We start from the raw sequence: 19,052 nt of genomic DNA, 5'->3' as shown, positions 1-19,052 counted from the left end.
TCGCCATGGCCAAGGAACATCATCCCAGCGATGTGATTCGTGCCGAGGACGTCAGTCTTTTCGATCGCTGGGCCTTGCCGAGCTTCGATCCGCATGTCGACGAGCCGGAGCCCGTCGCCGAGCCAGAGGCCGAGCAGGTCCCGGAGGAAAACCCGGATGAAACCGGGCACAGTGAAGAAGTCCCGGCCGAGGAAGTCAAACCCTTGACGCTCGAGGAGTTGGAGGCGATTCGCCAGGAAGCCTACAACGAAGGTTTCGCCACCGGTGAAAAGGATGGCTTTCACTCCGGGCAACTGCGGGCGCGCCAGGAAGCCGAAGCGGCACTGAACAAGAAACTGGGCAGCCTGGAATTGCTGATGAAGCAGTTGTTCGAGCCCATCGCCGAGCAGGACCAGGCCCTGGAGCAGGGCATGGTCCAACTGCTCGGGCAGATGGTCCGCGAGGTGGTGCAGCGCGAACTGCGCATGGATTCCAGCCAGTTGCGCGAGGTGCTGAGCGGTGCCCTGAAACTGTTGCCGATGGGGGCCCAGAATGTGCGCATCCACGTCAACCCGCAGGACTTCGAAACGGCCAAGGCGTTGCGCGAGCGGTATGAGGAAAAATGGCGGATTCTCGAGGATGACGCGCTGCTGCCGGGCGGTTGCCGGGTCGAGACGGAGCATAGCCGCATTGACGCCAGTATCGAGACGCGCCTGGATCAGGTGATCAAGCAGTTGTTCGAGCAGCAGCGGGAAAGCGCCGCGCACGCTCCCGAAGCGGACTTGAGCATCGACCTGGAGTCGCCCGATGCGCCTTGAGCGTGTCAGTTTCGCCCGGCGCCTGCAGGGCTATGCCGATGCTCTGGCCTTGCCCAGGCAGCCGGTACTGGAGGGGCGCCTGCTGCGTATGGTAGGGCTGACGCTGGAGGCGGAAGGCCTGCGGGCCGCCATCGGTAGTCGCTGCCTGGTGATCAACGATGACAGTTACCAGCCGAGCCAGGTGGAAGCCGAGGTCATGGGCTTCTCCGGCGGTAAGATTTTCCTCATGCCGGTCGGCAGCCTGAGCGGTATCGCGCCGGGCGCGCGGGTGGTACCGCTGGCCGACAACGGGCGACTGCCGATGGGCAGTGCGATGCTCGGACGGGTGCTGGACGGTGCCGGCCGGCCGCTCGACGGCAAAGGCGCGATGCGCGCCGAGGACTGGGTGCCGATGGACGGCCCGCAGATCAACCCACTCAAACGCCACCCGATCAGCGAACCGTTGGATGTCGGCATCCGCAGCATCAATGGCCTGCTGACCGTCGGTCGAGGCCAGCGCCTGGGCCTGTTCGCCGGCACCGGTGTCGGTAAGTCGGTGCTGCTGGGCATGATGACGCGCTTCACCGAGGCCGACATCATCATCGTCGGGCTGATCGGCGAGCGGGGCCGCGAAGTCAAGGAGTTCATCGAGAACATTCTCGGCGAGGAAAGCATCAAGCGTTCCGTCGTGGTGGCCTCGCCGGCTGACGAGGCGCCGCTGATGCGCCTGCGGGCAGCCATGTACTGCACGCGCATCGCCGAGTACTTTCGCGACAAGGGCAGGAACGTGCTGCTGCTGATGGACTCGTTGACCCGTTTCGCCCAGGCCCAGCGCGAGATCGCCCTGGCCATCGGCGAGCCGCCGGCGACCAAGGGCTATCCGCCTTCGGTGTTCGCCAAGCTGCCGAGCCTGGTCGAGCGTGCCGGTAATGCCGAAGCGGGGGGCGGTTCGATCACCGCCTTCTATACCGTGCTGTCGGAGGGCGATGACCAGCAGGACCCGATCGCCGACGCGGCGCGTGGTGTGCTGGACGGGCATATCGTGCTGTCGCGCCGGTTGGCGGAGGAGGGGCATTACCCGGCCATCGATATCGAGGCATCCATCAGCCGTGTCATGCCCCAGGTGGTGAGCATCGAGCATGTGCGCAGTGCGCAGCGTTTCAAGCAGTTGTGGTCGCGTTACCAGCAGAGTCGTGACTTGATCAGCGTAGGCGCCTACGTGGCTGGCGGCGATGCGGAAACCGACCTGGCTATCGCCCGCCAGGCGGATATGGCGCGCTATCTGCGCCAGGGGCTGGATGAAAGCGACAACCTGACTCACAGCGCGGCATTGCTCGATCAGGTTTTTGCGCCACGAGCCGGGAGCTAACCCTTGCCGGCACGTCGTGCGGCGCGTCTGGCCCCGGTCATCGAGATGGCCGAGCGGGCCGAGCAGGATGCGGCCCGGGCGCTTGGACAGGCCCAGCAGCAATTGGGGCAGGCGCAAGGCCAGTTGGCGAATCTGCAGCGTTATCTGCAGGACTACCAGCAACAGTGGCTGACACAGGGGCGCCAGGGCGTCTCCGGGCAGTGGCTGGTCAATTACCAGAATTTCCTCGGGCAGCTCGAGTCCGCCATCAACCAGCAGCAGCGCACCGTGACCTGGTACCAGGAGAACCTGGAGAAACTGCGGGAACGCTGGCGCCAGTGCCATGCGCGCCTGCAGGGGCTGAGCAAGCTGGTGGAGCGCTACCAGCGGGAAGCACGCATGGCGATGGACAAGCGCGAACAGAAGCTGCTCGATGAGTTCTCCCAGCGCCTGGCAGGGCGGCCCCGGCAGGATTGAGGGTGATCGCGGCATGCCGTTATTCACCGGCAAGATGCTTCGATAAAAGCGCTGGGGCTGGAAAGCTTGACGGGAAACACCAACTGCCCCGTTCTTTCGTCCAGCCTCCAGCGCTCTTTTCGTTTTTTGCCGTGCCAGCCGATCGACCGCGCCATTCCCGGTGCGTATGGCACCCCCTTGCAAAGCCGCCGTTGCGCCAAGGATTGGCCTGGACCTTGCTTATCACTCGGGTAACCGATCACCCCCGGATGGAATGACCATGGCCGTTTCAGCAGACCTACTGCTCAATACCCGATCGACAGAGACTCGCTCCAGCGACCGCGCGACGAGCATGGACAAGAGCGCTAGCCAGGATTCCACGCGCTTTTCACAGGTTTATGCACAGGAGCGCCAGGCCCGTTCGGACGTATCCCAGGAGCGTCCGGCGCGACAGGCGGAGCGGCAGGAAAAGACGACGGCGGCCAACGACAAGCCGTCGAGCGTTGCCGAAAGCGGCAAGGACTTGCCTGAGGCGGATGTGCCACTGGCGACGCCGGAGACCACGGTCAACCCGTTGGCGTTTCTCGGCTTGCCGCTGGCCGTGGACATCCCCGTCGAGGAGACGGCTGAACTGCCGCTGTCCGGCCTGGGGACGAAGCTGCTCGAAGAGATCGTCGACGAACCCGAGGCGCAGGCCGGGGAGGCCTTGCTGGGCGAGCGGCCGCGCTCGGATGAAGAGGCGAACCGGCTGCTGGATGGGCCGGAACCCGATGTGCTTCCAGTGGCTCCGCTGGCTGAGGTTGTCGTGGCCCCGGTGGTTGTGGCTGCGGTGCAGCCACAAGTGAATGTAGCGGTGGATGAGGGCGAGGTGGAGGCCGAGCCGGAAGAGGCTCCCGAGCTACCGCTCGCCAGCCTGGCGGGCAAGTCCGAGCGCAACCAGGACGGACTGGCGTCGACCCAGCGCGTCGATGAGGCCCCGGCGGGCCAGGAGAACCAGAGCCAGGAGCGCCCGCAGACCGCCACCACCTATGCGGCTGTCCAGGAGGTTGTCAGTGGCCGTGCGGCACCGATTCAGGTGCCTGGCCAGCCGGTGGCGATCCAGCAGGCCGGTAGTATCGATGCCGTGGTCGACCGGGTCATGTGGCTGTCGAGCCAGAACCTGAAATCGGCGGAAATCCAGCTGGACCCGGCCGAACTGGGGCGCCTGGAGGTACGTATCGATATGAACAAGGAGCAGGCGCAGGTCACTTTCCTGAGTGCGCATGCCGGTGTACGCGACACGCTGGAAGGGCAATTGCCTCGCTTGCGCGAGATGTTCGCCCAGCAGGGCATGAATCTGCTGGAGGCGAACGTTTCCGACCAGTCCCAGGCCCGCGATCAGCAGCAGGAGAGTGGCGGTACGCGCACTGCCGGGGCGGGCTCCGCCGCCGAGGACGAGCAGTTGCTGGGCGTCAGCGAGATCAGCAGCGACCGGACGGGCGGCGATCGGGGATTGGTGGATTACTACGCTTGACGGCTATGCGGCTATGGTTTGCAGTGTTTTCGTGAGCGGGCAATAACGGCCATGAAGCCGGAAAGAGCGCTGAAGGCTGGACGAGAAGGGGAGCGCCACACTTCGTCCAGCCAGCGTTCTCCTCGGCTTTTCAGGTTTTATGGCCGTCGTCACCCGATCCCCGCCGTCAAGTTCCCTTTTCATTGCAACGCCGCTTGCGACGAAATGGCAACAGACCATAGGATGCCGACCTTCCGGCGCTGTTGTCTTTCTGGCACAGCAGTTGCTCCGTGATTGTCGGGCGATCGCCCCTGTGTTTGGAACGACGGATAATTGGCATGGCAAATAAAGAGTTACCGCCTGGTGTGGCTGACGCCGAAGCGGATGGTGCGGGCAAGGGCAAGGGCAAACTGATCATCATCATCGTGATCGCCCTGGTCCTGGCCATCGGTCTTTCCGTGGGCGGGACCCTGTTCTTCCTCAACAAGGACGGGGACGAGCAGCCGGCGCCCGCGGTCGCGGCGGAGCCTGTACGGCAGCCGGCGATCTATGAGGAACTGGCGCCTGCCTTTGTCGTCAACTTCAACCATAATGGACGCCAGCGCTATATGCAGGTCACCCTGTCGTTGATGTCGCGTGACCCGTTGGCGCTGGATGAACTGAAAGTGCACATGCCGCTGTTGCGCAATCGCCTGGTCATGCTGTTTTCCAGCCAGGACTTCGCCACGCTGGCGACGCCGGTCGGTAAGGAAGCGCTGCGCCAGCAGGCCACGGCCAGCGTGCAGGAGATGGCGCAGAAAGAGACCGGCAAGCTCGTGGTGGAGCAAGTGCTTTTCACCAATTTCGTACTGCAATAACGCTATAGAAGGCTTCGCAGATGGCTGTTCAAGACCTGCTGTCGCAAGACGAGATCGACGCGCTCCTGCATGGGGTCGATGACGGGTTGGTCGATACCGAGAACGACGCGGACCCGGGCAGTATCAAAAGCTACGACCTGACCAGCCAGGATCGTATCGTGCGTGGGCGCATGCCGACGCTGGAGATGATCAACGAGCGTTTCGCACGTTATACGCGCATCAGCATGTTCAACCTGCTGCGGCGGACCGCCGATGTATCCGTGGGCGGGGTGCAATTGATGAAGTTCGGCGAGTACGTACACTCCCTGTACGTTCCCACCAGCCTCAACCTGGTGAAGGTGAAGCCGCTGCGTGGTACCTCGCTGTTCATTCTCGACGCCAAGCTGGTGTTCAAGCTGGTGGATAATTTTTTCGGCGGCGATGGCCGGCACGCCAAGATCGAGGGCCGGGAGTTCACTCCGACCGAGCTGCGCGTCGTGCGCATGGTGCTGGACCAGGCCTTCGTCGATCTGCGCGAAGCCTGGCATGCGATCCTCGATGTGAACTTCGAGTACCTCAATTCCGAAGTCAATCCGGCGTTGGCGAATATCGTCAGTCCCAGCGAAGTGGTGGTGGTGTCCACCTTCCATATCGAACTGGAGAGCGGCGGCGGCGACCTGCACGTGACCATGCCCTATTCGATGATCGAGCCCATCCGCGAGATGCTCGATGCCGGTTTCCAGTCGGATGTCAGCGATCAGGACGAGCGCTGGGTCAGGGCCCTGCGCGAAGACATGCTGGAAGTCAGCGTGCCGCTGAGCGCCAGCGTGGTACGGCGGCAATTGAAGCTACGCGACATCCTCAACATGAAACCGGGGGATGTGATCCCGGTGGAAATGCCGGAGGACATGATCATGCGCGCCAATGGCATGCCGGCATTCAAGGTCAAGATGGGTTCCCACAAGGGCAACCTGGCGCTGCAGGTTCTCGAACCTGTCACCCGTCCGCGCTGATTCAGCGCGTTCAATCATTTTCGAGCCCGCCGAGGATTAGCGATGGCAGATGAGAACGAAAACGTATCCACCGATGACCAGGAGCTCGCCGATGAATGGGCGGCGGCACTGGCCGAGGCGGGTGAGTCCAGCCAGGATGACATCGACGCGCTGCTGAACCAGGGCGTGCCCACGCCACCTCCGGCAGCACCCAAGGCGCCGCTCGAGGAGTTCGGCCAGGCGCCCAAGGCCAATGCCCAGCAGGTCGGGCTCGATGGTCCCAACCTGGATGTGATCCTGGATATCCCGGTGTCTATCTCCATGGAGGTCGGCAGTACCGAAATCAGCATCCGCAACCTGCTGCAGCTCAACCAGGGGTCGGTGGTGGAGCTGGACCGGCTGGCCGGCGAACCGCTGGACGTACTGGTCAACGGTACGCTGATCGCCCACGGTGAAGTGGTGGTAGTGAACGAGAAGTTCGGCATCCGCCTGACCGATGTGATCAGCCCCACCGAACGTATCAAGAAGCTGCGCTGAAACATGAAGCCGCGCTGGCTGTTCGCGATCCTCTGCTGGCTGCCGTTGCCGATCCTGGCGGCGGAGCCGGCTGGTGCCATGAGTGGCGCCGATGTCGGCGCCCAGTTGGGGCGGCTGTTGGGTGGCCTGCTGCTGGTGGTCGGCCTGATCTTCCTGCTGGCCTGGGTCTTGCGCCGGGTGCAGGGCCTGACGCCACGCGGCAACCAGGCGATCCAGGTGCTGTCCACCCAGGCACTGGGCACCCGTGAACGGCTGGTGCTGGTGCAGGTAGGCGATGAACAGGTGCTGCTGGGGCTGACCGCCGGGCGTATCACGCCCCTGCACGTACTCAAGCAGCCGGTGGTGCTCGAGCCGCCGGCAACCGCGGCCCCCGCCAATCATGAATTCGCCAGGCGCCTCATGGAGCTGCTGGGCAAGGACCACAAGGACAAGCCCTGATGCATCTCTGGCGCTCTTCGCTCGCTCTGCTGCTGTTGCTGCTGGCACCCCTGGCGATGGCGGCGCCCAACGATCCGCTGTCGATTTCGGCGATCACCCTGAGCACCAATGCCGAAGGGCAGCAGGAGTATTCGGTCAGCCTGCAGATCCTGCTGATCATGACCGCGCTGAGCTTCATCCCGGCGTTCGTCATGCTGATGACCAGTTTCACCCGTATCATCGTGGTCTTTTCCATCCTGCGCCAGGCCATGGGCCTGCAGTCGACGCCCTCGAGCCAGATCCTGCTGGGGCTGGCACTGTTCCTGACGATGTTCATCATGGCGCCGGTGTTCGAGCGGATCAACGAACAGGCCCTGCAGCCCTACCTGAACGAAGAACTGACCGCCCAGGAGGCGGTGGTCCGCGCCGAGGGGCCGATGCGCGACTTCATGCTGGCGCAGACCCGCGAGAGCGACCTGGAGCTCTTCGTCCGCCTGTCCCGGCGCACCGACATCCAGAGCCCGGAAACCGCGCCGCTGACCATCCTGATCCCGGCCTTCGTCACTTCGGAACTGAAGACCGCCTTCCAGATCGGTTTCATGATCTTCATCCCGTTCCTGATCATCGACATGGTGGTGGCCAGCGTACTCATGGCGATGGGCATGATGATGCTGTCGCCACTGATCATTTCCCTGCCGTTCAAGATCATGCTGTTCGTACTGGTCGATGGCTGGGGCCTGATCATCGGCACCCTGGCCGGCAGTTTCGGCACACTCTAGGAGGCTCGCCATGACGCCCGAAATCGCTGTCGATCTGTTCCGTGGCGGATTGTGGATGACCGCCATGATGGTCGGCATCCTGGTGCTGCCGAGCCTGATGATCGGCCTGCTGGTGGCCATGTTCCAGGCCGCGACGCAGATCAATGAACAGACCCTGAGCTTTCTGCCGCGCCTGCTGGTGATGCTGATGACGCTGATCTGGGCCGGTCCCTGGATAGTCCGGCAGTTGATGGAGTACACCCTGGAGCTGTTCCAGAACATTCCACTGCTGATCGGTTAGCGCCATGGCCCTGATCGAGCACCGGCCTTGCGCCAGCGAGCGGACCCGCAGGGTGGGGGCGCTATGCTGGAATTGAGTGCAGCGCAGATCGGCGGCTGGGTCGGGCAGTTCATGTTACCGCTGTTTCGCATCGCCGCCCTGCTGATGAGCATGCCGATCATCGGCACGCAACTGGTTCCCGTGCGCATCCGGCTGTACCTGGCCCTGGCCATCACCCTGGCGCTGATGCCCGCGCTGCCGGAGATGCCGGTGGTGGATGCGCTGAGCCTGCCGGCCATGCTGTTGATCGTCGAGCAGATCCTGATCGGCGTGATGTTCGGCTTCGTGCTGCAACTGTTCTTCCACGTCTTCATCGTTTCCGGGCAATTGCTGGCGATGCAGATGGGGCTTGGCTTCGCCTCGATGGTCGACCCCGCCAACGGCATTTCCGTACCGGTGCTCGGGCAGTTCTTCAATATGCTGATCATCCTGCTGTTCCTGGCGGTGAACGGCCATCTGGTGGTGTTGGAGATACTGGCCGAGAGTTTCGTCACGCTGCCGGTGGGCGCCGGCCTGAGCACCAATCATTACTGGGAAGTGGCGAGCAAGCTGGGCTGGGTACTGGGTGCCGGATTATTGCTGGTGCTGCCGGCGATCACCGCGCTGCTGGTGATCAACCTCGCTTTCGGCCTGATGACCCGCGCCGCGCCGCAGTTGAATATCTTCAGCATCGGTTTCCCGCTGACCCTGGTGATCGGCCTGGTGATCGTCTGGGTCGGCATGGCCGATATCCTCGCGCAGTACCAGGGCTTCGCCAGCGAGACCCTGCAACTGCTGCGGGAACTGGCGGGTTCGTCCTGATGGGCGCACGGGAGGGCCAAGATGGCTGAAAGCGAGAGCGGGGCGGACAAGAGCGAACAACCAACGGAAAAACGCCTGCGCGAGTCCCGCGAGAAGGGCCAGTTGGCGCGCTCCCGCGAGCTCAATACGGTGGCGGTGACCCTGGGCGGGATCGGCGGGCTGCTGGCTTCCGGTGGCAGTCTGGCGCACAGCATGATGGCGATGATGCGCGATAGCTTCGACCTGAGCCGCGAGGCGTTGATGGATGAAGCCACCATGAGCATGTTGCTGCTGCACAGCGGCATTATCGCCCTGAATGCCGCCCTGCCACTGCTGGTCGTGCTGCTGATCGTTTCCATCGTCGGGCCGATATCGCTCGGTGGCTGGCTGTTTTCCGCTCAGGCCATGGCGCCGAAATTCAGCCGCATGAATCCCCTGTCGGGTTTGAAACGGATGTTTTCCGCCAAGGCCCTGGTGGAATTGCTCAAGGCACTGGGCAAGTTCCTGGTGATCCTGACCGTGGCCTTGCTGGTGCTCAACGCCTACATGGATGACCTGCTGTCGATCGCCAAGCAACCGCTCGACCTGGCCATCATTCACAGTGCGCAGACGGTCGGCTGGTGTGCATTGTGGATGGCCTGCGGGCTGATCCTGATCGCGGCGGTGGATGTCCCGTTCCAGCTCTGGGACAACAAGAAAAAGCTGATGATGACCAAGCAGGAAGTGCGCGACGAGTACAAGGACAGCGAAGGCAAGCCCGAGGTCAAATCGAAGATTCGCCAGTTGCAGCGTGCTGCCGCCGAGCGCCGCATGATGCAGGCGGTGCCCGAGGCCGACGTGGTCATCACCAACCCGACGCACTTCGCCGTGGCGCTGAAATACGACGCCAGCGGCGGCGGTGCGCCCAGGTTGCTGGCCAAGGGTGGCGACCACCTGGCGCTGAAGATCCGCGAAGTGGCGCAGGAGCATCAGGTGACCATACTGGAGTCACCGGCACTGGCGCGGGCGGTCTACTACTCGACCGAACTGGACCAGGAAATTCCCGCCGGGCTGTACCTGGCGGTCGCCCAGGTACTGGCCTATGTCTATCAACTGCGCCAGCACCGCAGCGGCAAGGGGCGTCGTCCCGATCCCCTGAACGACCTGCCGATCCCGCCGGAATTGCGCAAATGAAGTCGCTGCGGAAAATCCGCCGGGAGTCCGCCTGCAATGAAACTGTTACATAAGCTCCACTGAGCTGACATAACCCTTCGCGAGAATTGCACTCAGCATACGGAACCCGTGAAGACGGGCCGGGACCAGGCGCAGTCCACTCCTGCGGCAGGCTGGATAACAGGCCCCGTACGCGTTCCAGGCAAGCCGTTTCATCCGCTCCGCTCCATTTCAACCCCACTTCGGTGGGGTTTTTTTTGGTGCGCCAGGCATGGCGCTGTTCTGCTCACTGTGGTGGTGAGCTGGACGGCTTGGAGGTGAAAGTCCTCTACATACCCGGCAAGGGGAAGTGTTAGCCGGAGGCAAGGGTGTCGCGGGTGACCCCGCCTCCCACTCGATCCCACCATCTTCTGCGCAGTTACGCCGTGGCATTGAAAATCGCTCCTGGAAATTCTTTATCCCGTGGCGGCATGGCAGACTGTCGTCCATGCCGATACTCACGCTTTCACGAATCACCGATATTCCCGCCCATAGCTGGGATGCCGTGCCGGGCGTTACCCAACCGTTCCTGCGGCATGGCTTCCTGAGCGCGCTGGAGGAGAGTGGCAGTGTCGGCATTGGCAGTGGCTGGCAGGTCCAGCATAGGTTGTTGTGCGATGGACAGGGCGCGCTGCTGGCGGCCATGCCGTTGTACCTGAAGCTGCACTCCCATGGCGAGTATGTCTTCGACTGGGCCTGGGCGGATGCCTGCCGGCGCGCGGGCATCGACTATTACCCGAAGTTCTTGTGCGCGGTGCCGTTCACACCCGTCTCGGGGCCGCGCCTGCTGGGGGAGGCGATGCCGCTGCTCGATCATCTTGAAGCCGGGCTGCCGGAGCTGGGCGTTTCCGGCCTGCATGTGAACTTCACCGATGTACACAGCGATGCCTTGCTGGGGGGGCGCGCGGGCTGGCTGCCGCGCCTGGGTTGCCAGTACCTCTGGCATAACCGGGGTTATCGCGACTTCCAGGATTTCCTCGATGGCCTGACCTCGCGCAAGCGCAAGCAGATGCGCAAGGAGCGTGACCAGGTTGCGGCCCAGGGCATCGAGTTCGAGTGGCGCTCAGGAGGCGCCTTGAGCGAGGACGAGTGGGACTTCGTCTACGCCTGTTATGCCAACACCTACCATGTGCGCGGGCGTTCGCCCTACCTGACACGTGCTTTCTTCAGCCTGCTGGCCGAGCGCATGCCGGAGGCTATCCGTGTGGTATTCGCCTGCCGGGGCGGGCGCCCGCTGGCCATGGCATTCAGCCTGCAGGACGAAGCCTGCCTCTACGGTCGCTACTGGGGATGCCTTGGCGACTTCGATCGGCTGCATTTCGAGACCTGTTTCTACCAGGGCATCGAACAGGCGATCGCGGGGCAACTGCAATTCTTCGACGCCGGGGCCCAGGGCGAACATAAACTGATCCGGGGTTTCGAGCCCCGGATCACGCGCTCCTGGCACTACCTGCAACACCCGGGACTGCGCGTTGCCGTGGATGCGTTCCTGCAACAGGAACGCCGTGAAGTGTTGGCTTATGCCGAAGCGGCACGACAGGCACTGCCTTATCGCCAGGGCAGCGCCTGAGCAGGAGGCTGCTTTCCCGCTAAGGCGCTTGCTACAGCCTGCTCGCCTTGAGAATCGTCACCGGCTGCAGCGGCACATTCTGCATCATGCCCTTCCTGCCGGTGGGCACCTGGGCGATCTGGTCGACGATGTTCATGCCACTGACCACCCGGCCGAATACCGCGTAGCCGAAGTCGCGCACGCCATGGTCGATGAAGACGTTGTCGCGGTGATTGATGAAGAACTGGCTGGTTGCCGAGTCGACGCGCTGGGTGCGCGCCATGGCCAGGGTGCCGCGGACGTTGTGCAGGCCGTTGTCCGCCTCGTTGCTGATCGGGGCGTGGGTGGGTTTTTCCTGCAGGCTTTCGGTGAAGCCGCCGCCCTGGATCATGAAGCCCGGGATGATGCGGTGAAAGACCGTGTTGTCGTAAAAGCCGCTATCCACGTAGTCGAGGAAGTTCTTCACGCTGATCGGGGCTTTCTCCGCTTCCAGTTCGAGTTCTATCTCGCCAAGGCTGGTACTGAGCAGGACGCGTGGATTGTCCGCAGCCAGCAGATGGCTGGCGAATAGCAGGGAACAGGCTGCGAGGGTCAGGCGTTTCAGCATCTTTGGTGTTTCCTTATCTTGGGGGACGTGGGCGGAACCTGTTCAGGCCGTTTGCGGTGGTGGTGTCCTGAACAGTTCCATCAGTATCCGGGTGGCTGGTCCGAGGGGCTTGGCGTGATTAGTGTAGAGATGGAACAGGATCCGGCGAATACTGCCTTGGACCAAGGGCAGGGGCCTCAGGGTTCCATCCTCCAGTTCCCTTTCCATCATGTGCCGGGGCAGCCAGGCGAAACCCAGCCCGCTGCTGACGAATGCCACCGAAGTCGCCAGGCTGCCGACGGTCCAGCGCTGTTCCGCGCCCAGCCAGCCAGCATCACGCGGCTGGCGTTGCCCCGAATCCCGGACCACGACCTGCATATGGCCCTGCAGGTCCTGCACGCTCAACTTGCGTTGCAACCGATGCAGTGGATGATCGTGGCGGGCGACGGCGATGAACTCCACGGCACAGAGCTCGCTGCCCAGGTAGCCGGTGATATTCAGGCCGCTCACCGCCAGGTCAGCGCTGCCATCCTTGAGCACCTCTTCGACACCCGACAGCACCTCTTCGCGCAGGCGTATGCGACAGCCGCGGCTCCGCGGCATGAATTCGGTGAGGGTATGCACCAGGAGGGCATTGGGGTAGGCCGCGTCCACCACGAGCCTGACTTCGGCCTCCCAGCCCTGCTCCATCTGTTGCGCCAGCTCTTCCAACTGTCCAGCCTGGCTGACCAGTTGGCGCGAACGTCGCAGCAGGACTTCGCCCGCATCGGTCAGCACCGCCTTGCGGCCCTCGATGCGCAGCAGGGGAACGCCAAGTTGCTCCTGCATGCGCGCCACGGTATAGCTCACCGAGGATTGCGAGCGGTGCAGCCCTTCGGCGGCCTGGGCGAATCCACCATGATCGACGACGGCCTGCAATGTGCGCCATTGCTCCAGCGTGACGCGGGGGTTTTTCATGAGTCGGCCAGTCCTCTGCGAGTGGGGGCATGCGGACCATTTGCCCCGATGGTGGCAGGGCCCGGGTCGAATGGCGGTCTGCGCCATTATGCCTGTTCTCATGGCCTGGCCCGTACGCGGGGTGATCGCGCTATGCACGGTAAAGGGCCGAAAGAGCGCTGGAACGCTGTAGGCTGGACGAAAGAGCATGGCCGCCGGTGTTTTTCGTCCAGCTTTCCAGCCTCCCGCGCTTTTATCGAAGTCGCTGCCCGTGAACAGTGGCATCGCGTGATCGCCCTGGGCTCGTACAGATGGGGGCGGCTTTCTTGCACAGGACCGGGTAACCTATGCGGCCTTTCCAGCTTGCTCGAGGTATTCGCCCTTGTTCGACCAATTCGCCCTGCATGAGCGCCTGCTCAAGGCTGTAGCCGAACTCGGGTTCACCGAGCCGACCCCGGTGCAGGTCGCCGCCATTCCGCCCGCCATCGAGGGACGCGATCTGCGCGTGATCGCCCAGACCGGCAGCGGCAAGACCGCTGCCTTCGTCCTGCCGTTGCTCAACCGTCTGATCGGCGATGCCCAGCCGCGTGTCGACGTGCGGGCGCTGATCCTGCTGCCGACCCGCGAGCTGGCGCAGCAGACGCTCAAGGAAGTCGAGCGTTTCGCGCAGTTCACCTTCATCAAGTCTGGCATCGTCACCGGTGGCGAGGACTTCAAGGTGCAGGCCGCCATGCTGCGCAAGGTGCCCGATATCCTCATCGGTACGCCGGGGCGCCTGATCGAGCATCTGAATGCCGGTACCCTGGTGCTCGGCGATGTGGAAGTGGTGGTGCTGGATGAAGCCGATCGCATGCTCGATATGGGCTTCGCCGAAGACGTGCAGCGCCTGGTGACGGCCTGCGGCGATAGCCACCAGACCCTGCTGTTCTCCGCCACCAGTGGCGGCGCAGGTTTGCGCGATATGGTCGCGCAGGTGCTGAAAGAGCCGCTGCACCTCAAGCTCAACCTCGTCAGCGAACTGAGCGAAGGCGTCCGGCAGCAGATCATCACCGCCGATGATCCCGCGCACAAGGAGCGGCTGGTGCACTGGCTGCTGGCCAACGAGCCTTACCAGAAGGCCGTGATCTTCACCAACACTCGCGCCCAGGCCGATCGTCTCTATGGCCGCCTGGTCGCCAGCGAGGTCAAAGCCTTCATCCTGCATGGCGAGAAAGACCAGAAGGAGCGCAAGCTGGCCATCGAGCGCCTGAAACAGGGCGGCGTCAAGGTGCTGGTCGCCACCGACGTGGCGGCGCGTGGCCTGGATATCGACGGGCTGGACCTGGTGGTCAATTTCGATATGCCACGTTCGGGGGATGAATACGTCCACCGTATCGGCCGTACCGGCCGGGCGGGGGGCGAGGGGCTGGCGATTTCGCTGGTCTGCCACAATGACTGGAACCTGATGTCCAGTATCGAGCGCTACCTCAAGCAGCGTTTCGAGCGCAGGGTGGTCAAGGGCCTGAAAGGCAACTACCAGGGGCCGAAGAACCTCAAGGCGTCCGGCAAGGCGGCGGGCAGCAAGAAGAAAAAGGACGACAAGAAAACCCCCGACAAAAAAGCCAAACCGGCAGCCAGGCGCCCTCACGCCGGCAAACCGCAAGCTTCGCAGGTCGTCAGCGAGGATGGCATGGCACCGCTGCGACGCAAGAAGCCCACGGCTTGAAACCGTCATGGGGATGCCATACGCACTTGGGTGAACGATGCCAGGCGTGCTGGCAGGGCGATCGAACTATGTCGTTATCCAGGGGCAATGCGCCGCGATAGAGCTACTGGGGGCCGGAAAGCTGGACGAAAAACACCCGAGGCCCCGCTCTTTCGTTCAGTCTCCAGCGTTCCCGCGCTCTTTTCGGCACTTTGCAGGGCCTGCCAGTAGTTCGAATGTCGGTATGTGCACGGGGGCTTTTGGGGAGCACCCTGCGCAAGGCCGCCGTTCCCCGGCGCGGCATTTGATCGTTGGCGCGACACTGGCAGCCTGTACCGTGGTGGCTGATGAATGTCGAGTTCGTCACTGAATGCGCGAGCAATCCACAAAAGTAGTTGATTATTCATCGCTTATGCGAATTAATATCGTTCTGCTTCTGGAGGATGTCCCATGTCATTCCGTTCTCGCAATGCGCCCTGTCTGGACTGTTGGTACTGGCAGGGCTTCCGCATCCGCTGTGCGCTCCTGCCCGACGAGCCGCGCTTGCTGGACGCGCATTGGGCCCAGGGCCTGCAACTGGTCGAGCATGGCCGTATCGCACCCTGGCGCATGGCCGCCACCACACTGAACCTGCTGCTCGACAGCGCCTGCGACCCGGCGCTGCCATGGCACTGGCGCGCCATCTGCCTGGATCAGTCGTATCGCTCACTGCAGATATTGCAAGGCCTGGCGGATCGACGGGAACAGCACCAGACACTGAATCGCCTGCGTAACCGCCTGGCAACCTTGCGCTTGCAACCCTCCCTCTCAACCGCTGAACTGGCAGAAGGAAACCCTTATGAGTGACACCCGTATCGAACGCGACAGCATGGGTGAGCTGGCTGTCCCGGCCACTGCCCTGTATGGCGCGCAGACCCAGCGTGCGGTCAACAATTTCCCCGTCTCCGGGCAGAAGATGCCCGCGTCGTTCATCCGCGCGCTGATCCTGGCCAAGGCCGCGGCGGCGCAGGCGAATATCGAGCTGGGGCAGATCAGCCAGGCCCAGGGCGAGGCCATCGTCACCGCCTGCAAGGAACTGCTGGCCGGTGACTTCATGCAGCACTTCCCGGTGGATATCTTCCAGACCGGCTCCGGCACCAGCACCAACATGAATGCCAACGAGGTGATCGCCACCCTGGCCAGCCGCGTACTCGGCGACAAGGTCAGCCCGAATGACCATGTCAACTGCGGCCAGAGCAGCAACGACATCATTCCCACCACCATCCACGTCAGTGCCGCCATCGAAGTGAGCGAGCGCCTGCTGCCCGCGCTGGGGCACCTGCTGAAGGTGCTTTGCGAGAAGTCCCTGGAGGTGCAGCCCTATGTCAAGACGGGTCGCACCCACCTGATGGATGCCATGCCGGTGCGCATGAGCCAGGTACTCGATGGCTGGGGGCAGCAGATCCAGTCCAATATCGAGCATCTGCGCGCACTGCTGCCCAGTGTGCAGGCGCTGGCCCAGGGGGGTACGGCAGTGGGCACCGGGATCAACGCCCACCCGCGCTTCGCCGATACCTTCTGCGCCGAACTCAAGGCCCTGACAGGGATTCCCTTCACCCGGGGCGACAACTTCTTCGCGCTGATCGGTTCGCAGGATACGGCCGTTGCACTGTCCGGTCAGTTGAAGACCACCGCGGTTTCGCTGATGAAGATCGCCAATGACCTGCGCTGGATGAACTCCGGCCCGCTGGCCGGGCTCGCCGAGATCGAACTGGAGGCCCTGCAGCCGGGCTCCTCGATCATGCCGGGCAAGGTCAATCCGGTGATCCCGGAAGCGACCGCGATGGTGGCGGCACAAGTGATCGGCAACGATGCGGCGATTACCGTCGCGGGCCAGTCGGGCAATTTCGAACTGAACGTGATGTTGCCGGTGATCGCGCAGAACCTGCTGAGCAATATCCAGTTGCTGAGCAACGTCAGCCGCCTGCTGGCCGACAAGGCGATCGCCAGTTTCAAGGTCAATGAGCCGAAGCTCAAGGAAGCCCTGGAGCGCAACCCCATTCTGGTGACGGCGCTCAATCCCTTGATCGGTTACCTGAAGGCGGCGGAAATCGCCAAGCAGGCCTACAAGGAAGGGCGCCCGATCATCGAGGTGGCGCTGGAGCAGACGGACCTGGGACGTGAAGAACTGGAACGTCTGCTCAACCCGGAAAAACTGACCGAAGGCGGTATCTGACACGCACCGTTACCCGTGTTGAGGGTACAGGAGGCGACGACATGGAACTTTGGAAAAAGACCATTGAAAGTGCCAACCGCTGTTTCGAGGCTGGACGGATGATCGAAGCCCGCGAGGGATACCTGCAGGCACTGGCCATGGCCCAGATGCTGTTCGATCGCTGGCATGATGCCGACCAAGCGGCGGCGGCGCTGGTCGTCTCCCTGCATAACCTGGCCGACCTGCATCTGCGGCTCGGCCAGGTTCAGGAAGCTGGTCGTTGCCTGCGCAACGCCCATGAGCGCCTGCTCGATGCGGCCCAGAGTGGCCGCAGCAGCGTGGCATTGCGCGAGGCCGCGCTACGGCACAGCAACCATACCTACCTGGCCCTGATGCAGTTTATGGCGCAACATGGGCATGGAGCCACGGACGGAGAACTGCTGCTTGCAGCCTCCACACCACAGAATCCGGCGGGCGTACCTGCCAGCCGACAGCAACACTGAGGAATGATCGAAAATGACTTACGTTCTACCTGCCTTGCCCTATGCCTATGATGCTCTGGAGCCGCATATCGATGCCCAGACCATGGAAATCCATTACACCAAACACCACCAGACCTACGTCAATGGTTTGAACACCGCCCTGGAGGGTAGTGCGCTGGCCGATCTGCCAGTCGAAGAATTGCTGTCGCGGGTGGCAGAAGTGCCGGGTGAGTTGCGTGGCGCGGTCATCAACCATGGCGGTGGCCATGCCAACCACAGCCTGTTCTGGCGCGTCATGTCGCCGACAGGCGGCGGTGTTCCGAGTGGCGCGCTGGCCGAGGCCATCGACAAGCAACTCGGCGGTTTCGAGGCATTCAAGGAGGCTTTCACCAAGGCGGCTCTTACACGTTTTGGCAGTGGCTGGGCGTGGCTGAGCGTGACACCGCAGAAGCGCCTGGTGGTCGAGAGCAGCGCCAACCAGGATAGCCCTCTCATGCAGGGCAATACTCCGATACTGGGACTGGATGTCTGGGAGCACGCCTACTACCTGCGCTATCAGAATCGTCGTCCCGAATACATCGGCGCCTTCTATAACGTCATCGACTGGGATGAAGTGGCCAGGCGCTATCGCGAAGCCATTGCCTGAAAACCAGTTCACGATAGAGCCGAAAAGGGCGATGGAACGCCGGAGGCTGAACGAAAAGCGGGGAACCGTCCGTGCTTTTTCGTCCAGCCATCCAGACTCCAGCGCCTTTGTCGAAGCGCGGTGCCGCAGTTGGGGCAACATGTAGTGGGTCATGGATGGATTGCAGAGTCAGGTTCTGTACGAAACATCACCCGGCTCAGGCCAGGCGCAACGACTCGCGGGAGTAACAGCCGAAAGCTGGGCGTCAGCGAATCAAATCGGTGAGGAAGCGGAATTTACACCAAAGTATGACTCGCTTCGCTCATCCCTTCCGGGCACGTACTGAAGTGCGTTAGCCGCCAGTGGTCTGCCGAGCCGATTTGTCAGCGCAGGATATGGATACGCGCAGGCATTTTTCGTACAGGATCTGGAGCAGGTTCTTGAGCGGAGCAGAGAACGCCTCGTTTCACCTTGCTGTCGAAGTCCGTAACGTCCCTGTTCCTCTGTGATGCCGGAAGCAGACCCCGTCGTTGGAAATACGACGGCCCGTAACTGCGGTTGGTCGTGTTCGTCGTATCGCATCCGCGTGGTGTCACTGTTTGACAGGCCCTCGTGATCGGCAACCCAGGATAAAGACATTTCATGCGAACGGTGTGGCAAACCCTGACAGCCTCCAATGTGCGGATGTTCCGCTACCTGGCGGGGTTTTCACTTGTCCTTGGGGGGGCGTTGATTCTACTGGCACAAGCCTCGAGCCTGGTGCCGGAAAGCATAGAGCCACAGATATGGCGAGCTTTCCGGGCGGGTATGTTGTGTGCTTTGGGTACCGCCCTGGGTGCCCTGCCAGTGTTGTTCATACGCAATGTCTCGACACGCATGTCCGATGTGCTGTTGGGCTTCGGCGGCGGCATCATGCTTGCCGCAACGGTATTTTCCCTGCTGATTCCTGCCCTGCATGTCGCTGGCGAGCAGGGCTATGGCGTATGGGGCGCCGCAGTCCTGGCCAGCATGGGCCTGCTTATTGGAGCCTGCGCACTGCTGGGGGTTGGTTATCTGCTGCCGCGGGTCCAGGG

At 62.7% G+C, this 19,052-nt stretch carries 21 protein-coding genes; 19 read left to right on the top strand and 2 right to left on the bottom strand.

The features are described from left to right. Positions 1 to 5: 5 nt before the first annotated feature. From fliH to DNJ95_RS09450, 13 genes are all read left to right on the top strand, one after another. Positions 6 to 797 carry a flagellar assembly protein FliH gene (gene fliH, locus DNJ95_RS09510; RefSeq protein WP_131184491.1) on the top strand — a complete coding sequence of 264 codons (792 nt, stop codon included), beginning with the start codon at positions 6 to 8 and terminating at the stop codon, positions 795 to 797. Further along, positions 787 to 2,145: a flagellar protein export ATPase FliI gene (gene fliI / locus DNJ95_RS09505; RefSeq protein WP_131184490.1), complete on the top strand. Its 1,359-nt coding sequence runs from the start codon at positions 787 to 789 to the stop codon at positions 2,143 to 2,145. The genes fliH and fliI overlap by 11 nt, the downstream gene beginning before the upstream one ends. 3 nt (positions 2,146 to 2,148) lie before the next feature. Continuing rightward, complete coding sequence (fliJ, locus tag DNJ95_RS09500; protein ID WP_131184489.1) at positions 2,149 to 2,601, top strand: flagellar export protein FliJ; 453 nt, start codon at positions 2,149 to 2,151, stop codon at positions 2,599 to 2,601. A gap of 259 nt (positions 2,602 to 2,860) precedes the next feature. Beyond that, entirely contained in the window at positions 2,861 to 4,093 is a 1,233-nt protein-coding gene (locus DNJ95_RS09495; protein WP_165491576.1) for a flagellar hook-length control protein FliK, read from the top strand. 317 nt (positions 4,094 to 4,410) lie between these two features. After that, a complete protein-coding gene (fliL, locus tag DNJ95_RS09490; protein WP_131184487.1) occupies positions 4,411 to 4,929 on the top strand; it encodes a flagellar basal body-associated protein FliL in 519 nt (172 codons plus the stop codon). Positions 4,930 to 4,949: 20 nt separating this feature from the next. Then, positions 4,950 to 5,921: a flagellar motor switch protein FliM gene (gene fliM, locus DNJ95_RS09485; protein ID WP_131184486.1), complete on the top strand. Its 972-nt coding sequence runs from the start codon at positions 4,950 to 4,952 to the stop codon at positions 5,919 to 5,921. A gap of 42 nt (positions 5,922 to 5,963) precedes the next feature. Then, the gene (gene fliN, locus DNJ95_RS09480; RefSeq protein ID WP_131184485.1) at positions 5,964 to 6,437 is read left to right on the top strand and encodes a flagellar motor switch protein FliN; all 474 of its coding nucleotides are present in this window, start codon (positions 5,964 to 5,966) and stop codon (positions 6,435 to 6,437) included. A gap of 3 nt (positions 6,438 to 6,440) precedes the next feature. After that, on the top strand, positions 6,441 to 6,875 hold the full coding sequence (gene fliO, locus DNJ95_RS09475) for a flagellar biosynthetic protein FliO (RefSeq protein ID WP_131184484.1): 435 nt from the start codon (positions 6,441 to 6,443) through the stop codon (positions 6,873 to 6,875). Continuing rightward, positions 6,875 to 7,633, top strand: coding sequence for a flagellar type III secretion system pore protein FliP (fliP, locus tag DNJ95_RS09470; RefSeq protein ID WP_131184483.1), 759 nt, complete (start codon positions 6,875 to 6,877; stop codon positions 7,631 to 7,633). The genes fliO and fliP overlap by 1 nt, the downstream gene beginning before the upstream one ends. A gap of 10 nt (positions 7,634 to 7,643) precedes the next feature. Beyond that, positions 7,644 to 7,913, top strand: a complete 270-nt coding sequence (gene fliQ, locus DNJ95_RS09465; RefSeq protein WP_131184482.1) for a flagellar biosynthesis protein FliQ — start codon at positions 7,644 to 7,646, stop codon at positions 7,911 to 7,913. Between the two features lie 63 nt (positions 7,914 to 7,976). Next, positions 7,977 to 8,753 carry a flagellar biosynthetic protein FliR gene (gene fliR, locus DNJ95_RS09460; protein ID WP_131184481.1) on the top strand — a complete coding sequence of 259 codons (777 nt, stop codon included), beginning with the start codon at positions 7,977 to 7,979 and terminating at the stop codon, positions 8,751 to 8,753. A 21-nt stretch (positions 8,754 to 8,774) separates the two neighbouring features. Continuing rightward, on the top strand, positions 8,775 to 9,905 hold the full coding sequence (flhB, locus tag DNJ95_RS09455; RefSeq protein WP_131184480.1) for a flagellar biosynthesis protein FlhB: 1,131 nt from the start codon (positions 8,775 to 8,777) through the stop codon (positions 9,903 to 9,905). 466 nt (positions 9,906 to 10,371) lie between these two features. Further along, complete coding sequence (locus tag DNJ95_RS09450; protein ID WP_131184479.1) at positions 10,372 to 11,493, top strand: GNAT family N-acetyltransferase; 1,122 nt, start codon at positions 10,372 to 10,374, stop codon at positions 11,491 to 11,493. Positions 11,494 to 11,524: 31 nt separating this feature from the next. Here the strand turns inward: DNJ95_RS09450 and DNJ95_RS09445 are convergent, their stop codons facing one another. Both DNJ95_RS09445 and DNJ95_RS09440 read right to left on the bottom strand, forming a co-directional pair. Then, the gene (locus tag DNJ95_RS09445) at positions 11,525 to 12,079 is read right to left on the bottom strand and encodes a peptidylprolyl isomerase (protein ID WP_131184478.1); all 555 of its coding nucleotides are present in this window, start codon (positions 12,077 to 12,079) and stop codon (positions 11,525 to 11,527) included. Positions 12,080 to 12,121: 42 nt separating this feature from the next. Continuing rightward, entirely contained in the window at positions 12,122 to 13,015 is an 894-nt protein-coding gene (locus tag DNJ95_RS09440; protein WP_131184477.1) for a LysR family transcriptional regulator, read from the bottom strand. Positions 13,016 to 13,376: 361 nt separating this feature from the next. On the opposite strand from DNJ95_RS09440, the gene DNJ95_RS09435 reads away from it, so the two are divergent. The 6 genes from DNJ95_RS09435 to DNJ95_RS09410 all read left to right on the top strand — a co-directional run. Next, the gene (locus tag DNJ95_RS09435) at positions 13,377 to 14,699 is read left to right on the top strand and encodes a DEAD/DEAH box helicase (RefSeq protein ID WP_131184476.1); all 1,323 of its coding nucleotides are present in this window, start codon (positions 13,377 to 13,379) and stop codon (positions 14,697 to 14,699) included. A gap of 429 nt (positions 14,700 to 15,128) precedes the next feature. Further along, positions 15,129 to 15,524 carry a FagA protein gene (locus DNJ95_RS09430; RefSeq protein ID WP_131184475.1) on the top strand — a complete coding sequence of 132 codons (396 nt, stop codon included), beginning with the start codon at positions 15,129 to 15,131 and terminating at the stop codon, positions 15,522 to 15,524. Beyond that, positions 15,517 to 16,893 carry a class II fumarate hydratase gene (locus DNJ95_RS09425; RefSeq protein WP_131184474.1) on the top strand — a complete coding sequence of 459 codons (1,377 nt, stop codon included), beginning with the start codon at positions 15,517 to 15,519 and terminating at the stop codon, positions 16,891 to 16,893. Before DNJ95_RS09430 ends, DNJ95_RS09425 begins: the two co-directional genes overlap by 8 nt. A 41-nt stretch (positions 16,894 to 16,934) precedes the next feature. Next, complete coding sequence (locus tag DNJ95_RS09420; protein WP_131184473.1) at positions 16,935 to 17,375, top strand: hypothetical protein; 441 nt, start codon at positions 16,935 to 16,937, stop codon at positions 17,373 to 17,375. A 13-nt stretch (positions 17,376 to 17,388) separates the two neighbouring features. Further along, a complete protein-coding gene (locus DNJ95_RS09415) occupies positions 17,389 to 18,000 on the top strand; it encodes a superoxide dismutase (protein WP_131184472.1) in 612 nt (203 codons plus the stop codon). 663 nt (positions 18,001 to 18,663) lie between these two features. Beyond that, a partial coding sequence (locus DNJ95_RS09410) for a ZIP family metal transporter (RefSeq protein WP_476756061.1) occupies positions 18,664 to 19,052 on the top strand: 389 nt, incomplete at its 3' end.

Origin of the sequence: Stutzerimonas kirkiae, assembly GCF_004327335.1 — a bacterium.
Taxonomy (GTDB): Bacteria; Pseudomonadota; Gammaproteobacteria; order Pseudomonadales; family Pseudomonadaceae; genus Stutzerimonas; species Stutzerimonas kirkiae.
This window is presented reverse-complemented; position numbering and strand designations above follow the sequence as displayed.

Coding starts and splice junctions, on each gene's coding strand:
- fliL (WP_131184487.1), top strand. CDS start 4,411: ATGGCAAATAAAGAGTTACCGCCTGGTGTGGCTGACGCCGAAGCGGAT.
- fliM (WP_131184486.1), top strand. CDS start 4,950: ATGGCTGTTCAAGACCTGCTGTCGCAAGACGAGATCGACGCGCTCCTG.
- fliQ (WP_131184482.1), top strand. CDS start 7,644: ATGACGCCCGAAATCGCTGTCGATCTGTTCCGTGGCGGATTGTGGATG.
- DNJ95_RS09450 (WP_131184479.1), top strand. CDS start 10,372: ATGCCGATACTCACGCTTTCACGAATCACCGATATTCCCGCCCATAGC.
- DNJ95_RS09495 (WP_165491576.1), top strand. CDS start 2,861: ATGGCCGTTTCAGCAGACCTACTGCTCAATACCCGATCGACAGAGACT.
- fliH (WP_131184491.1), top strand. CDS start 6: ATGGCCAAGGAACATCATCCCAGCGATGTGATTCGTGCCGAGGACGTC.
- DNJ95_RS09430 (WP_131184475.1), top strand. CDS start 15,129: ATGTCATTCCGTTCTCGCAATGCGCCCTGTCTGGACTGTTGGTACTGG.
- DNJ95_RS09420 (WP_131184473.1), top strand. CDS start 16,935: ATGGAACTTTGGAAAAAGACCATTGAAAGTGCCAACCGCTGTTTCGAG.
- fliP (WP_131184483.1), top strand. CDS start 6,875: ATGCATCTCTGGCGCTCTTCGCTCGCTCTGCTGCTGTTGCTGCTGGCA.
- fliI (WP_131184490.1), top strand. CDS start 787: ATGCGCCTTGAGCGTGTCAGTTTCGCCCGGCGCCTGCAGGGCTATGCC.
- DNJ95_RS09425 (WP_131184474.1), top strand. CDS start 15,517: ATGAGTGACACCCGTATCGAACGCGACAGCATGGGTGAGCTGGCTGTC.
- DNJ95_RS09415 (WP_131184472.1), top strand. CDS start 17,389: ATGACTTACGTTCTACCTGCCTTGCCCTATGCCTATGATGCTCTGGAG.
- DNJ95_RS09445 (WP_131184478.1), bottom strand. CDS start 12,079: ATGCTGAAACGCCTGACCCTCGCAGCCTGTTCCCTGCTATTCGCCAGC.
- fliO (WP_131184484.1), top strand. CDS start 6,441: ATGAAGCCGCGCTGGCTGTTCGCGATCCTCTGCTGGCTGCCGTTGCCG.
- fliR (WP_131184481.1), top strand. CDS start 7,977: ATGCTGGAATTGAGTGCAGCGCAGATCGGCGGCTGGGTCGGGCAGTTC.
- flhB (WP_131184480.1), top strand. CDS start 8,775: ATGGCTGAAAGCGAGAGCGGGGCGGACAAGAGCGAACAACCAACGGAA.
- DNJ95_RS09440 (WP_131184477.1), bottom strand. CDS start 13,015: ATGAAAAACCCCCGCGTCACGCTGGAGCAATGGCGCACATTGCAGGCC.
- fliN (WP_131184485.1), top strand. CDS start 5,964: ATGGCAGATGAGAACGAAAACGTATCCACCGATGACCAGGAGCTCGCC.